Annotated in this window: 17 protein-coding genes; 13 read left to right on the top strand and 4 right to left on the bottom strand. The window is 58.2% G+C overall.

From position 1 onward, the window contains the following. The first annotated feature begins 28 nt into the window (after positions 1-28). Both tatB and tatC read left to right on the top strand, forming a co-directional pair. A complete protein-coding gene (gene tatB, locus BUQ90_RS15045; RefSeq protein ID WP_074205942.1) occupies positions 29-409 on the top strand; it encodes a Sec-independent protein translocase protein TatB in 381 nt (126 codons plus the stop codon). Beyond that, positions 406-1,185, top strand: a complete 780-nt coding sequence (gene tatC / locus BUQ90_RS15040) for a twin-arginine translocase subunit TatC (protein WP_074205941.1) — start codon at positions 406-408, stop codon at positions 1,183-1,185. The genes tatB and tatC overlap by 4 nt, the downstream gene beginning before the upstream one ends. 12 nt (positions 1,186-1,197) lie before the next feature. Here tatC and BUQ90_RS15035 read toward each other — a convergent pair whose 3' ends face one another. The 3 genes from BUQ90_RS15035 to BUQ90_RS15025 all read right to left on the bottom strand — a co-directional run bounded on the left by BUQ90_RS15035 (position 1,198) and on the right by BUQ90_RS15025 (position 3,723). Then, positions 1,198-1,323 (bottom strand): entericidin A/B family lipoprotein, encoded by a 126-nt coding sequence (locus BUQ90_RS15035; RefSeq protein ID WP_074205940.1) that lies wholly within the window; start codon positions 1,321-1,323, stop codon positions 1,198-1,200. 83 nt (positions 1,324-1,406) lie between these two features. After that, on the bottom strand, positions 1,407-1,532 hold the full coding sequence (locus BUQ90_RS15030) for an entericidin A/B family lipoprotein (protein WP_074205939.1): 126 nt from the start codon (positions 1,530-1,532) through the stop codon (positions 1,407-1,409). A gap of 58 nt (positions 1,533-1,590) precedes the next feature. Further along, positions 1,591-3,723, bottom strand: coding sequence for a TonB-dependent receptor (locus BUQ90_RS15025; RefSeq protein WP_074205938.1), 2,133 nt, complete (start codon positions 3,721-3,723; stop codon positions 1,591-1,593). Positions 3,724-3,866: 143 nt separating this feature from the next. Between BUQ90_RS15025 and BUQ90_RS15020 the strand changes: the two genes are divergently transcribed. From BUQ90_RS15020 to BUQ90_RS15010, 3 genes are all read left to right on the top strand, one after another. Then, positions 3,867-4,331 (top strand): VOC family protein, encoded by a 465-nt coding sequence (locus BUQ90_RS15020; protein ID WP_074205937.1) that lies wholly within the window; start codon positions 3,867-3,869, stop codon positions 4,329-4,331. 71 nt (positions 4,332-4,402) lie between these two features. Continuing rightward, positions 4,403-5,581 (top strand): formate-dependent phosphoribosylglycinamide formyltransferase, encoded by a 1,179-nt coding sequence (gene purT / locus BUQ90_RS15015; protein WP_074205936.1) that lies wholly within the window; start codon positions 4,403-4,405, stop codon positions 5,579-5,581. Between the two features lie 118 nt (positions 5,582-5,699). Beyond that, positions 5,700-6,401 carry a glutathione S-transferase family protein gene (locus BUQ90_RS15010; protein ID WP_074205935.1) on the top strand — a complete coding sequence of 234 codons (702 nt, stop codon included), beginning with the start codon at positions 5,700-5,702 and terminating at the stop codon, positions 6,399-6,401. Between the two features lie 25 nt (positions 6,402-6,426). Here the strand turns inward: BUQ90_RS15010 and BUQ90_RS15005 are convergent, their stop codons facing one another. Then, the gene (locus BUQ90_RS15005; protein WP_074205934.1) at positions 6,427-7,284 is read right to left on the bottom strand and encodes a beta-keto acid cleavage family enzyme; all 858 of its coding nucleotides are present in this window, start codon (positions 7,282-7,284) and stop codon (positions 6,427-6,429) included. A gap of 187 nt (positions 7,285-7,471) precedes the next feature. Between BUQ90_RS15005 and BUQ90_RS15000 the strand changes: the two genes are divergently transcribed. The 8 genes from BUQ90_RS15000 to BUQ90_RS14965 all read left to right on the top strand — a co-directional run bounded on the left by BUQ90_RS15000 (position 7,472) and on the right by BUQ90_RS14965 (position 14,458). Beyond that, positions 7,472-8,152, top strand: a complete 681-nt coding sequence (locus BUQ90_RS15000) for an OmpW/AlkL family protein (RefSeq protein ID WP_239447446.1) — start codon at positions 7,472-7,474, stop codon at positions 8,150-8,152. A 102-nt stretch (positions 8,153-8,254) separates the two neighbouring features. Then, positions 8,255-9,265 (top strand): cysteine synthase A, encoded by a 1,011-nt coding sequence (locus BUQ90_RS14995; protein WP_074206469.1) that lies wholly within the window; start codon positions 8,255-8,257, stop codon positions 9,263-9,265. A gap of 17 nt (positions 9,266-9,282) precedes the next feature. Beyond that, positions 9,283-9,636, top strand: a complete 354-nt coding sequence (locus BUQ90_RS14990; protein ID WP_074205932.1) for a hypothetical protein — start codon at positions 9,283-9,285, stop codon at positions 9,634-9,636. A gap of 2 nt (positions 9,637-9,638) precedes the next feature. Then, positions 9,639-10,397 (top strand): Gldg family protein, encoded by a 759-nt coding sequence (locus BUQ90_RS14985; protein WP_074205931.1) that lies wholly within the window; start codon positions 9,639-9,641, stop codon positions 10,395-10,397. Positions 10,398-10,714: 317 nt separating this feature from the next. Then, positions 10,715-11,209, top strand: a complete 495-nt coding sequence (locus tag BUQ90_RS14980) for a division/cell wall cluster transcriptional repressor MraZ (RefSeq protein ID WP_204244802.1) — start codon at positions 10,715-10,717, stop codon at positions 11,207-11,209. Further along, on the top strand, positions 11,206-12,171 hold the full coding sequence (gene rsmH / locus BUQ90_RS14975) for a 16S rRNA (cytosine(1402)-N(4))-methyltransferase RsmH (RefSeq protein WP_074205929.1): 966 nt from the start codon (positions 11,206-11,208) through the stop codon (positions 12,169-12,171). Before BUQ90_RS14980 ends, rsmH begins: the two co-directional genes overlap by 4 nt. Then, entirely contained in the window at positions 12,168-12,773 is a 606-nt protein-coding gene (locus BUQ90_RS14970; RefSeq protein ID WP_074205928.1) for a hypothetical protein, read from the top strand. Before rsmH ends, BUQ90_RS14970 begins: the two co-directional genes overlap by 4 nt. After that, positions 12,770-14,458: a peptidoglycan D,D-transpeptidase FtsI family protein gene (locus tag BUQ90_RS14965; protein ID WP_074205927.1), complete on the top strand. Its 1,689-nt coding sequence runs from the start codon at positions 12,770-12,772 to the stop codon at positions 14,456-14,458. The genes BUQ90_RS14970 and BUQ90_RS14965 overlap by 4 nt, the downstream gene beginning before the upstream one ends. Positions 14,459-14,460 lie beyond the last annotated feature (2 nt).

Raw genomic sequence — 14,460 nt, 5'->3', positions numbered from 1 at the left:
GGTCCGGTGAAGAGGACCGCAAAGGCCCATGTTTGATCTGGCATTTTCCGAAATCGCGATCATCGCGATCGTGGCAGTGGTCGTTATCGGCCCGAAGGAACTGCCGCGTGCGCTGGCAACCGCCGGCAAATGGATGGGCAAGGCACGCGGCGTGATGAACAATTTCCGCACCGGGCTCGATGCGATGGTCCGTGAAGCCGAACTCCAGGAAATGGAAAAAAAGTGGGCCGCGGAAAATGACCGCATCATGCGCGAGCATCCCGCTGGTTCCGACGAGGAACCCAAAATGGAAGCGCTGGACGCACCCGATCATGGTGATTCCGCAGTAGTTGAGACGGCACCGCCAGAAGATGAACCAGCAGCATCCAATTCCGGTGACCCGAATTCAGATGATGCAGCGAAATCATGAACAAGCCGGCCGCTCCCGATATTGATGACAGCAAGGCCCCGCTGATCGAGCACCTCATCGAGTTGCGCCAGCGTCTGTTATGGGCGGTGGTCGCGCTTGTGATCGCATTCGTTTTCAGCTTGTTCTACGCCGACGAGATTTTCGGCATATTGGTCGTACCGCTGACCGATGCCTTTCCGGCTGGTGAAGGCACGCTGATTTACACCAAGCTCTACGAAGCGTTCTTCGTCGAGATCAAGGTCGCCATGTTCGCCGCCTTTTTCCTCGCTTTTCCGATCATTTCCAATCAGCTCTGGGCGTTCGTGGCGCCAGGCCTCTACGCCAGCGAGAAAAAGGCGTTCCTGCCCTTCCTGATCGCCACTCCATTGCTTTTTACGGCTGGTGCAGCGCTGGCCTATTATATCGTGATGCCGACGGCGTTCCGCTTTTTCCTGGGGTTTGAAGGGGAAGTGGGCGGGCTGACACAGGAAGCTCTCCCGGCAATGGGAGACTATCTCTCGCTGGTCATGCAGTTCATTCTGGCATTTGGTGTGTGCTTCCAGCTGCCGGTATTGCTGTTGCTTCTTAACCGGGCAGGCCTTGTCACGCGCCAGCAGCTAAAGGGTTTGCGCCGATACATGGTCGTTGCGGCCTTCGCGCTGGCCGCCATCTTGACACCGCCCGACGTGGTCTCCCAGCTCATGCTGGGGATCCCCTTGATCCTGCTCTATGAAGTTTCTCTGGCGATCATGTGGTTCGGAGATCGCCGGAAATCCGCAACCAAAGAGGCGGACTGAGCCTGCCGGGCTCTAGTTGATGACCTCTTCGCCGGCTTTGCCGACAGATTCAATATCCTGTCCGACCCCTTGCACGGTGTTGCAACCGGCCAGGACCAGTGTTGATGAAATCAGCAGCGACGCAAATAGCTTGCGCATGTATAGTCTCCTCGATCTTTTGTCTCTGTCAGTTCGTTTCGTGCTTCAACGCACGGAACGCCCTCGGGTTGCTACGCGAAGCGTCAGTCGATCGCGCGTTCACCGGCCCGGCCGACAGACTGGATATCCTCGCCGACGCCTTGCACGGTGTTGCAGGCTCCGAGCAGAAAGGCTGAAGTCAGGCTGATAGCAGCCAGAAATTTACGCATGCAGGTCACTCCTGGTTTTCCGTCAGCAGACCGAAAACCAGCGATCTGGTCAATTCGGTCAGAAACTGAACTTTGCACTTACGCGAATATCACGTCCGGCAAGAGGTACAAAGTCTTTCGTGAACGAGGCATGACGACGCGCATTGACGTCGAAGATATTATTGGCGGAAGCCAGCAAGGTCACGCCGCCTTCCCGGCCAAACGGGCGCCATGCCGCCGAGGCGTTGACCATGGTGAAGCCATCGGTTGCGGTTTCGAAAGTGGTCACGCGATCCTGGTCATCGACCCATTCGACTTCCGCCCGGATATCGACATTGCCGCTCTGTGCCTCAAGTCCGCCCAGGAGTCGCAAGGGCGGGATGCGCGGAACGGGGCCGCCGCCATTGTCGATTTTCGCGCGGACATAGTCTGCGACGCCGTCCACAACAAAGTCAAATCCGCCGGATCTCGCGACAACCGCCGAAGCTGACGCCTCGATCCCGTAATAGGTCGCATCCTGCTGGAAAAACTGGAAGACCGGCAAGTCGTCCTCTTCTGCTCCGGTTTCTGTTTCAAAAATGAAATCGTCAAAAAGATTGGCGTAGAGAGTCACGCCCAGATTGACATTGTCGCTGTCCCACCGCGCATAGAGTTCGCCGCCCCAGCTTTTTTCGGTCGTGAAATTCGGATTGCCGATTTCAAAGGCCTGGGTGGCAATATGCGGACCATTGGACAGCAGCTCTTCCGCCGCCGGTGCGCGTTCGGACCGGCTGAGATTGGCGCCGATACGAAGCGCTTCGTCACCCGGAGAATAGGCGAAGCCCAATGCCGCTGAAAAAGCGTCAAAACTGCGGTCGAAATTGACAGAGTTTGCAGTGATGTCCGTTGTTTCAAAACGCAGGGCGCCTTCCACTTCATAGTCACCGAGATCAATTTCCTGGACCGTAAACAGAGCCCAGGACTCGATGTCATTCTGCGGAACGAAGGCTTCTGCCCCAATCGCATTGAAATCCCGGGTCAGAAATTGCGTGCCGATCACGCCGCGCCAGCCGTTGCGTTCGCGCTGCACCAGTTCGGCGCGGGCCTCGATGCCTTCGACCATGAACAAAGTTCCGATTTCATCGCCTTCAAACTCGGTATGTTCATAATTTGAGTAACCGGCCCGAAGATTCAGCGATTCGAAAAAGCCGTCAAAATTGACACCGCCGCGCAGATCCGCCCGGAACTGTTCCATTCCGATGGTGACCGGACCTTCCTCTTCCTCTTCTTCGCCGCCGTCATCATCACCATCTTCCTCACCGTGATGATGTCCGGCTCCCGGGCGTCCGGGTACACCATAGTCGCTGTCATAGTAGCTGACCGAGAAACCCAGATTTCCGCCTTCGTCAATGAAGGCCAGTCCTGCTCCAGCAGTCCAGGTCCGGGTTGCAGTGTTTTCCACGCGGCCACGCTGATTGGCGGCCTCCCGGAATTCTTCCGCTTCTTCCAGCTCACCTTCCGCTTCTTCTTCGGCGGCTTCTTCCAGAAGTTCTGCACGCAATTCCGGTGCAACGGCAAAACCGGGAATGCGGACATCATCGGTGTCGCGGAAGCTGCCATCGACATGCAATACCAGCTTGCTGGTCAGGGGGACATCCACGGAACCGGCAATGCTCCAGTCATCAGCAGCGCTGCCGAAACCGCCAAGCGCATCGATATGGACAGGCTCTTCCGGCACATCGCGTGGAATCCGCTTGTCAATAACATTGACCGCGCCGCCGATGGCGTCCCCGCCAAAGAGCAGCACGGCCGGACCGCGCAGCACTTCGACGCGCTGCGCAGTCAGGGGATCAATGGTCACGGCATGGTCAACAGAGGTGTTTGAAGCGTCCAGTGTCCCAATGCCATCGGTCAGGACCCGGACGCGCGGGCCCTGAAATCCGCGCAATACGGGGCGGGACGAACCTGGCGCGAAACTGGTTGAGGAGACGCCCGGCAATTTGGTCAGCGAGTCGCCAATCTGGCCCCGCAGGTCTTCGGCCAGATCTTCTCCGGACAGCGCGGAAGTGCCGGCCAGAATGTCGAGCTGATCAAGATAGGGAGCGGTGACAACAATCGCTTCACGATTGTGAAAATCATCGCCGCCAGCTTCTTCCTGCGCTGATTGTGCGAGGGCAGGGGAGAGGGGGGTGAGGACAAGAGCCGTACTGGTCAGAAGCCTTGAAACACGCATGGGAAGATTACCTTTTACACTGGAAATATGCAGTGCCAGATAAGAGATATGTTATAATATATCAAACGTTAATCCGGCGCGGTCGCCTTGCGACCTGATTTTTGCTACTCATTGTTGCAACAATATCACTGAGGAGGCCGAACATGGCGGATTGGAAAGAAGACGGATATCACAGTGTCACACCCTATCTCATAGTGGATGACGCGGCCGCGGCGATTGATTTTTACAAGGCAGCATTTGGCGCGGAGGAAGTGATGCGCATGCCGATGGGGGACAAGATCGGCCATGCCGACCTCCTCATAGGTGACAGCCACATCATGCTGGCCGACGAGTTTCCCGACATGGACAAGCTGGGCCCCAACAAGCGGGGCGGGGGCACCTGCAGCCTGATGATCTACGTCGAGAACAGCGATGCCGCTTTTGATCAGGCCGTCGCCGCAGGTGCGACGGCGGTCCGTCCGGTCGAGGACCAGTTTTTCGGGGATCGTTCCGGCTGGGTGAAGGATCCCTTTGGCCACGAATGGACATTGTCGACGCATATCGAGGATGTGAGTCCCGAGGAACTCAACCGGCGCATGGCCGAGATGATGGCGGGCGAGGGGGCCTGACCAGCACCGGGCAGCCGGATCCACGCCAGCTTCGGGGTGACGAATCCCTTTTCGCCCGATAGGGTCGCTGGATGACTTTTCCATGCAAGATACTTCTGCTTGGCTCCGGCGAACTTGGCCGCGAATTTGTGATTTCCGCCAAGCGCCTGGGCGCTTTTGTCATTGCCTGCGATTCCTATGAAAATGCACCGGCAATGCAGGTTGCGGACGCATCCGAAACCTTCTCAATGCTCGACGGAGACCGTTTGCGCGAAGTGATCACAACACACCAGCCGGATTATGTCGTTCCGGAAATCGAAGCGATCCGGACGGAGATCCTCGCAGAGATGGAAGCGGAAGGGGTGCATGTGGTGCCGTCCGCACGCGCGACCCAGCTGACCATGAATCGCGATGCCATTCGCGATGTCGCCGCGCTCGAACTGGGCCTCGCAACATCTGCCTATCACTATGCCGAAACTCTGCACGAGGTACGCGAAGCGGCATCGGATATCGGGTTTCCCCTGGTAATCAAGCCGGTCATGTCATCGTCTGGCAAGGGGCAGAGCAAGGTGGAGAGTGCCGACAAGCTGGACGAAGCCTGGAAGCATGCGGTTGGCATTATGCGCGGCGATCGCCAGCGCGTCATCGTCGAGCAGTTTGTGGACTTTGCCTACGAGATCACCTTGCTGACAATCCGGACTCGGGAAGGCGTTCTTTTCTGTCCACCCATTGGCCACCGTCAGGAACGCGGAGACTATCAGGAAAGCTGGCAACCCGCCGAGATGCAGGAGCAGTCCCTGGCAGACGCACAGAACATGGCGCGCAAAGTGGTCGACAATCTTGGCGGATACGGGCTGTTCGGGGTGGAATTTTTCGTGACGAAACAAGGGGATGTGATCTTCTCTGAACTCAGTCCCCGGCCACATGATACCGGAATGGTTACGCTGATCGGTCAGAACCTGAGCGAGTTTGATCTGCATGCCCGCGCCATCATGGGACTTCCTGTTCCGCATATCGGGCTGACGGCTCCGGCCAGCGCCAGTGCTGTCATTCTTGCCGATCGTGACAGTTCGGAGTTTCGTTTTGCCGGCACGGCTGAGGCACTCGCACTCGGCAAAGAAGGCGCGGAAGTGGATGTCCGGCTGTTCGGGAAACCGGTCACACGAACGTATCGCCGCATGGGGGTTGCACTGGCGACCGGCGAAAACACCGATGACGCCCGGGCGCTTGCGAAATCTGCCGCCGACAAGGTCACAATCCTCCACGACTGATCAGGCTCAACAGAAACTGAAGCGCTGATATCCGCCACTGCGACTTGATCCATCTGCGGGTTAGAGCCTATGCCGGGTCCTTCCCAACTCCTTTCAACAAACCGGAGCAACAATTTCCATGGCGGCAAATCTCATCATCTACGGTTCACCCCTGTCTCCCTTCCAGCGCAAGGTGGAGGCCGTCATGGGTGTCAAGGAGCTCGAATATGAGACAAAGGCCGTCAATCTGGGCAACCTGCCTGACTGGTATAATGAGCTGAACCCGCTGGGCAGTATTCCGACACTTCGCGACACCGACATTGCCGGGGACGGGTCCATGGGTACGATCCCGGACTCTTCGGCCATGTGTGCCTATCTGGAAAAGAAATATGCCAAGCCGGCCCTCTATCCGTCCGACCCGTTCCGGTACGGGCGGGCCCTGTGGATTGAGGAATTTGCCGACACGGCGATGGCGCGGGCCGGCGGACTGGGACTGTTCCGCCCAATCGCATTTGCGTTGTTTTCGGGAAAGGAACCCGATCTTGCAACCGCTCGCAAAACGTGGATCGAAGACCTGCCGCCACTGTTTGATTATCTCGAAGGCCAGCTGGATGGCGGCGAGTGGTTCATCGGAGACCGGCTGACGATTGCCGATATCGCAGTGGCCTGTCAGATGATGCAGACCGACATGCTTGTGGGACCACCGGATGCAGAAAAATGGCCGGCGCTTGTCAACCTGCTGAACCGCATGAAGGCGCATGCGGCCTTCCGGGCAAATCTCGGCGCGTGTGAAAAAATTCTCGGCAAGGTGATGCCGGAAAAATATGATTTGAACGTCTGATCAGGCGCCCGCCGGACCTCCGTGATCAGCTGTGCTGGCGGATTTCGTCAGGCGTGGCGAGCGGACGCTCCGACTGTTCGATCTTCCGCATCATGCGTTCCACCAGTTGCACATTGGTGTCAGCGGACCCCAGCGGCGCATCCTCCAGACCTGTCCGGACATGGCCGCCCATGGCGAGGGCAGGTTCGACAATGTCATCGATATCCGCATCCAGTCCGGAGATCATCCACGGCATGCCGGGAGCCGTTTCCGCCAGGTGCCGGGCATAAAATTCCAGATTGGCGCGGTCAGGCTTGAGTCCGAACAGCAGGCGATCAGAGAACATCAGACGGTAAACCGGCTTTTTCAGTCCTGCAAACCGATCTGCCCAGGCGGAACCCAGCCGGGCAAAACCCGGTTCGTAAATTGCAAAGGCCGGGCGCCAGCCATCCTGTTCCGCCAGACGAAGCCCCTCGCGAATATGCCCGTCGGGATTGGCATAGACGAGACCGTTGCGATCACCTGCGATCTGCGATTCATGGGTAATGTTGACGCTGCCGGGATCGATGACACCCATTTCCAGCAAGCCTCGAGCTGCCAGCTCCCGGATCGGAGCAAACCGGCTTTCGGCATCGCCAGCCAGTGCCAGCGTCGGATATATGATCGCATCGCAGCTTGCGCGAATACCCTCGATGATCCGGCTGTAGATATCGGTGTCCTCGACCGGGCGTCCGTTCTGGTCATAGGCATGCAGATGCACAATCGCAGCACCTGCCGCGACGCAGGCCAGGGCTTCCTCGACAATGTCTTCGGGTCGCACCGGGATATTGGGCTGATGCTTCTGACCCGAGCCGCCATTCAGGGATACTTCAAGCCATATGGGAGAGTTATCGGGCGTTGTCATGGACAAGGCTATCGTCGTTCATGGGGCTATTGGCAAGAGTGCGAGAATGTTTTCAAATAGATAAATTCTATCGAAACAACCTTTTTCTTTATAATATGAATATCATCGCTTGTCTCTAAATCAGATCGACAGATGGCCGCTCCAGTCGGGAGCGATGTCTGATTTGAAACGAGTAAAGGATTTCCAGGTGAAAAAAACACATGCTCTCAAGGGAGGTGCAGCGCTCGCTTTTGCAGCCATGCTCCCCGCCACGGCCTATGCAGAAGCGGGCGACTTTCAGGCGAAGCTGCTCGGAACACTGGTCGCACCAGATGCGTCCATAACAGAGGTCAAGGTTGACAATATCGGTTTGCCAGCTGGCAGCGACACGCGGGCCAATGACAATTTTGTTCCGACGGTCGCAATCGAATATTTCCTGACCGACAATCTTTCGCTCGAGACGATCGCCGGTCTGACGCAGCATGATGTGGATGGCGTCGGCGGTCTTGCCGGGGCCGAAACTGTTTCCGATGCGAAAATCCTGCCGGCCACGCTGACCGTCAAATATCATTTCGGCAATGCGGACGGGTTCAAGCCCTATATCGGGGCGGGCCCGACCTATTTTGTGTTCATCGATGAACAGCCCGGCACCGCGCTGGTCGCTCTGGGAGCGGACCGGTTGCAGCTGAATGACAAGTTCGGTGTTGCGCTCCAGGCGGGCTTTGATCTGGCGATCAATGATTCCGGTCTTGGTCTGAGTGTCGATGCAAAGCGCTATTTTCTGCGGACCGATGCGTCCTGGACGGACGCCACCGGGGCGGAACTGCTGCGGACGCGCCATGAAATCGATCCCTGGGTGATCAGCGCCGGTCTCGCATTCCGCTTCTAGATCGCGGCATTTGGCGCACCCGTCATGCGCTGAAAGAACAACTTGCGGCCTCCCAAGTCTTCTCGTCTTGCCGAGCAGCTTTGGGAGGCCTATCTGAATGCAATGATGATTGTTCCACAGACGCTCGACCTGATCGGAAACACGCCCCTTGTGCGGCTGGACGGACCCAGCAAGGAAGCCGGATGCGATATCTATGGCAAATGTGAATTTGCCAATCCTGGCGCTTCGGTCAAAGACCGGGCTGCTCTTTTCATCGTCAAGGATGCGGAAGAGCGGGGGCTGCTCGAACCCGGCGGCATGATTGTGGAAGGCACTGCAGGCAATACCGGAATCGGCATCGCGCTGGTTGCCAATGCCAAGGGATACCGGACGACGATCGTCATGCCGGAAACCCAAAGCCGGGAAAAAATGGATACGCTGCGGGCGCTGGGTGCCGAACTGATCACGGTCCCGGCGGCGCCTTATTCCAATCCGGGGCACTTTGTGCATACCAGCCGCCGGATCGCCGAAGAAACCGAAGGCGCTGTGTGGGCCAATCAGTTTGACAATGTCGCCAATCGGCGCGCGCATATTGAAACGACCGCGACGGAACTGTGGGAACAGACGGATGGCACGATTGACGGCTTCGTCTGTGCTGCCGGAACCGGCGGCACGATTGCCGGCGTCGGGATGGGATTGAAAGCCCGGAACGAGAATGTGAAAATCGCGCTGGCGGACCCTCATGGCGCGGCGCTCTATCATTTCTACGCGCATGGCGAACTGAAATCGGAAGGCAGCAGTGTTGCCGAAGGTATCGGGCAGGGCCGGATCACCGGAAACCTCGAAGATGCCCCGATTGATACCCAGTACCGGATTTCCGATGAAGAGGGGCTGGAATGGGTGGCCCGACTGCTCCGCGAGGAAGGACTGTGTCTCGGCCTGTCATCAGGGATTAATGTCGCCGGTGCTATTGCTTTGGGCAAGGAATTGGGCCCGGGCAGCAAGATCGCCACGATCCTGTGTGATACCGGTTTCCGTTATTTGTCATCTTTGTATAATGCAGAATGGCTGCGGTCGAAGAACCTCCCGGTGTTCCCGTGGCTGGAAGAGCAGGCGGATCAACTGGTCAGCTGAAGAACGAGGAATTCGGAATGAATGATCGTCAGGATACCATGCAGCGTATTCAGGTCGGCGTGGTTGGCCTTGTCGCCGTCCTGCTGCTGGTCAGTGTCGCCAATTTCGTTCTGCAGCGCGCCAGCGACGAGCGATCAGCCATCGAAGAAATTCAGGCCGAGTCCGCCGGAGCCGTGGGTGAACTGGCCCGCGAGCCCGAAGAGGCAGCGGCACCGGCCGAGCCACTGGCCGAGCTTGGCATAACGCCTGCCCCGGCGCCGGAAGAAGTGGAGGAAACGCCTCTGCTGGCTCCCGCGGGTTCCAGCGGTCAAGTCGTGCCCGATCTCGAACCGGATCCCAAGCTTGAAGCGCCCATGGATCAGGAACCATAAACATGCGGATGCTGACCGCTGGCCTGGTCGTTGCCGTCGCGGCGACGCTGGCCGTCTGGCAGTGGTCGGCGGGATCGGACCAGCAACCGGACTCATCCACTTCACATTCTGAAAACCCGCTCAGGGTTTCGTTGATGACAAGCCTGCCCATCGTCTGGGGTGAGGGCGCCACAATGAATGACATCATCGGTGGAAAGGCCACCCCGGCTCCGGTTTTTGTCCATTGGCAGGACCGCTATGACCTGCAGGCGGTGGATAGCTTCGAAGATCTTGACGCGTTGCAGCCAGATGTTGTCATTCTCGCACAACCTCGCGCCATGGACCCGGCTGACCTTGCGGCACTGGACCAGTGGGTCCGGGGCGGCGGCCGCATGGTCGTTCTCACCGACCCCGCGCTGACGTGGCATTCCCACTTTCCGCTGGGCGACAATCGGCGACCACTGGCCACGGGACTGCTCTCCCCCCTGCTGGAGCACTGGGGCCTTGAACTGCTCGCTCCCGAAGATGATGGCGCCGGCCTGGTGGAATTGCAGATGGAAGGTCTGTCCATCACAACCAGCGGGATAGGCACCTTCCGGTTGCACGACAAGAGCAGTTGCAACCTGAGTGCCGGGAAGATCCTGGCCGAATGCCGGATCGGGGAAGGGCGCGCGATTCTCCTGGCGGACGCGGATTTTCTCAATGCGGAACTTTGGGAATCGGAGTCTGAAAGTGCAGCGGCACAGCTAACGGATCGGCTGATAGCGCAGGTCACCAGATGATGCACAAAAACGACTCCACATATCCATCGAGGTTGTCTGCAAAGCTGACGAGTTCCGGACGGCGAGGCGAGAGGTGGACAACGGTAACCTTTCAAACTGTAGCGGCAAAAATAAAATACAATAAAAACAATGACATAGCAATACATGCCCTAAATTCCCCTTAAATTCCCGTAAAATCCCCTTCCATCCCCGGCTTTCCCCTGTTAACCCTGCTTGGTCATCGGGGAAATTTCCTGTCGGGAATCGGTATTTTCCGGAGCTGCTGAGTATGCACTTCCGGGGTCGGGAAAGCTTTGTCTTCGATGCAGGCGAGGGATTTGGCTGTGTCTGGTGTTTACGCATATTCAGGAACCGGAATATCCGCGATTGACGACAAGGGTCGTCTGTCGATTCCTGCTTTCCTGCGCAAGGACCTGGTGGCCAGCAGCGACGGCCGGACCGTGTGTATCGGCAAGCATGAAAAATGGGATTGCCTTGTCGGATTTGGACTGAGCCGCAAGATCGACATGCTCGCCGAAATTGATCGCGAGGAAAACAATGCCATTGCCCGCGGCGAAGACTATGATCGCGACCTTGCCAGCTTCAAGAAATTTCATTCGATCAAGGATCTGTCCTTTGACGCCAGCGGGCGTTTTGGTTTGCCCGACGGACATCGCGACAAGGGTCATTTGAAAGACAAGGTGATATTCTTCGGAACCGGATTGTCCTTCTGTCTTTGGGATCCGCAGGTTTTGCTGGACACAACCGTAGAGCTTCCGGTTGACCGTGATGAGGTCAAGCAACTGGTGGCTGACCTGGGGAAAAAGAAATGACCCCGGCAACCACCCCTGTCGCGCCATCCCCGCATGTCCCCGTTTTGATGGACGAAGTGCTCGACGCACTGAATATCCGCGTCGGGGAAACCCATGTCGACGGCACGTTCGGCGCCGGTGGATATACCGCAGCCATGCTCAAGGCTGGCGCCAGTGTCCATGCCTTTGATCAGGACCCGGATGCGATCAAGGCCGGAGAAGCACTGGTGAAAGCCAGCGGCGGCAAGCTGCATTTGCATCATGATGTCTATTCGCAGATGGCCAGTGTGCTGAAAGGTGAAGAGATAGACGGTGTTACCCTCGATATCGGTGTGTCCTCAATGCAGCTTGATCAGGCCGGACGCGGTTTCTCCTTCCAGAAGGATGGCCCGCTCGACATGCGCATGGCGCAGGACGGACCCAGTGCCGCCGATTTCCTGAACACGGCGGACGAATCCGAAATCGCCGATGTCATTTATCAATATGGCGAAGAACGCCGGTCGCGCAGAATCGCTGCGGCTATTGTCCGGGCACGTCCGCTGACGCGGACATCTGAGCTGGCACAAGTGGTTCGCAAGGCGCTGGGCTATCGGCCCGGAGACAAGAAAGATCCGGCAACCCGGACCTTCCAGGCCATTCGCATTCATATCAATCGCGAACTGGGCGAGCTGGAAGACGGCCTCGCTGCGGCAGAGCGTCTGCTCAAGCCCGGCGGACGGCTGGCAGTGGTCACATTCCACAGCCTTGAAGATCGCATCGTCAAGAATTTTTTGCGGAACCGGAGTGGCCAGCAGGCGTCCGGATCCCGTCATCTACCCCAGGTTTCAGAAATACGGTCGGCACCCACCTTTCATAAACCAGCCAAAGCGGTGCGTCCGACCGGGGCGGAGCAGGCCTCTAATCCCCGAGCCCGCTCCGCCACCCTTCGTTCCGCGGTGCGTTCCGACGCGCCGCCACAAACAGCGGCAGGTGGTGCGAGATGAAACTGGCAGCCAAAAGACTGGAAGGTATCGGCTGGCTGATGCTTGTCTGTCTGGTTGCCATCCTGCTTTACCCTTTGTCGCTGAGCGTCGCCTCCCTGCGAAGCGATCTGGCACGGACGGACCAGAAGATCGTCTCGGTCAAACGGGAAATCCGCTATCTGGAAACGGAGTTCGGTGCCCGGGCCAATCTTCGGCAACTGGAAGAGTGGAACAAGCTCGAATACGGGTATGTGGCCCCGAAAGCGGCGCAATATCTGGAAGGTGAGCGGGCATTGGCAAATCTGGGTGGCGAGCCCGCGCGCAAACCGGTGAAGATTGCCGTGGTCAACGCGATGGATGAGGTGCAGCCCGCCGGTATTATCGGTTCGGTTTTCGCGACCGCATCGGCGAAAACCCTGCCTGTGGATACGGAGCAGACTCTTGAGATCGAGGTATCCGAAACGCAGGAAGCGACAGACTCTTCTCCGCCAGCCGAGCTGACGCCGAGAAATAACCGCACCGAACGTGTGGCCAGCATCGAAAACAAATTGCTTGATGACGGACTGATCAAGGATCTGACTGTCAAGGCTGATCGGGAACGGACCCGGAGTAACGGGGGATGACCACACTCCTGGCGAGCAGCAGAAAAGTGCAGTTTTCCGGTAAAAACAAGGAGATTTCCGCCAGCGCCCACTTTCGGCTGATGGTTCTCCTGCTGGTATTTCTCGCGGGATTTACAATCGTCACCGGGCGTTTGATCAGCCTGACAATCCTCGAAGATGCGCAGCCGGTCCGGATGTCCAGCGCCACTTACATCCCGCCGCGCGGCGATATTGTTGATCGCAACGGTGTTGCACTGGCCCGGACCATTCGCGGTTATGCCATTCGCGTGGTTCCCGAGCGGATACTGGGCGACAAGCAGCAGCTGGCTCAGCAACTCGCTGCGCTTTTCCCGGATACCAGTGAAGCCGAATTTCTCGAAAAGCTTACGGGTTCACGACCGACCTATTTGCGCCGGCGGGCATTGCCCAATGAAGTGCGGCAGGTTCATGCGATCGGAGAGATCGGCATAGAGTTCCCGCGCGAGAATGAACGGCTCTATCCGCAGCGGGATCTGGCCGCACATATTCTTGGCTATGTCGATGCAGACAACAAGGGCGTCATGGGAATGGAACGCGCGCTGGATGAGCGCCTGACCGACGAGACGCTGCGTGCAGAGCCGAGTGTTCTGTCGATCGACACGCGTGTCCAGGCCGCCCTGGAAAGCGAGTTGTTCACCGCGATGACAGCGCATGAGGCCAAGGGTGCCGCGGGGATCATCATGGATGTCCGGACCGGCGAAGTCATGGCCCTGGCGTCGCTGCCCGTGTTTGATCCGAACAAGATCCGCCGCAACAGCATGAAGCATCAGGTCAATGAAGTTACGCAGAGTGTCTTTGAGCTCGGATCAACCTTCAAACCGCTCACGGTCGCCGCTGCGCTTGATGCCGGAACGGTGACCGATCTTGCCGTCCGCTACAATGCGACCGAGCCGATCAAGGTGGCCGGGTTCACGATCAAGGATGATCACAGCCAGGACCGTTATCTCAATGTGCCGGAGACTCTGGTGCACAGCTCCAATATTGTGACTGCCCGTATTGCCGACAATCTTGGCAAGGAAGGCATGGAAAACATGATCCGGCGGCTCGGATTTGATGAACGGCCGCATATTGAAATTGCCGAACGGGGCCGTCCGCTCTGGCCTCAGCGATGGGGGCGGGTCACCAACATGACCGTGGCATACGGACATGGTATAGCGGTCACGCCGCTGCACCTGGCCAGTGCCTATTCGGCTCTGGTCAATGGCGGTATCTGGCGCCCGGCGACGTTGCTGAAGGTCGAGGCGGGTGACGAGACCGAAGGGCGCCGGGTGTTCAAGGCGGCGACAAGCGCGCGGATGCGGCAGTTGCTTCGGATGATCGTGTCGAGCGGAACCGGACGCAATGCCGATGCTCCGGGATACCGGATTGGCGGCAAAACGGGCTCTGCCGAGAAACCTGCCGACGGCGGCTATAACCGGACATCGCTGGTATCCACGTTCGCCGCCGCTTTCCCGATGGACAATCCGCGATATGTTATCATCGCCATGCTGGACGAGCCCAAGGGGACGGCGGAGACAGGCTTTGCCCGAACCGCTGGCTGGACGGCCGCGCCGATCGTGCGCAAAGTGGTGCCCCGGGTTGGGCCAATGCTGGGTGTTGTTCCGGACGAGCATCGCGACGTCGATGTGTCGGAACTGACCCCCTTGTTATGGACGCCGAAAGGATAGCA

Source organism: Parasphingorhabdus marina DSM 22363 (assembly GCF_900128895.1).
Lineage (GTDB): Bacteria > Pseudomonadota > Alphaproteobacteria > Sphingomonadales > Sphingomonadaceae > Parasphingorhabdus > Parasphingorhabdus marina.
The sequence above is the reverse complement of the archived record's forward strand: the minus strand, read 5'-3'. Positions and strand labels throughout refer to the sequence as shown.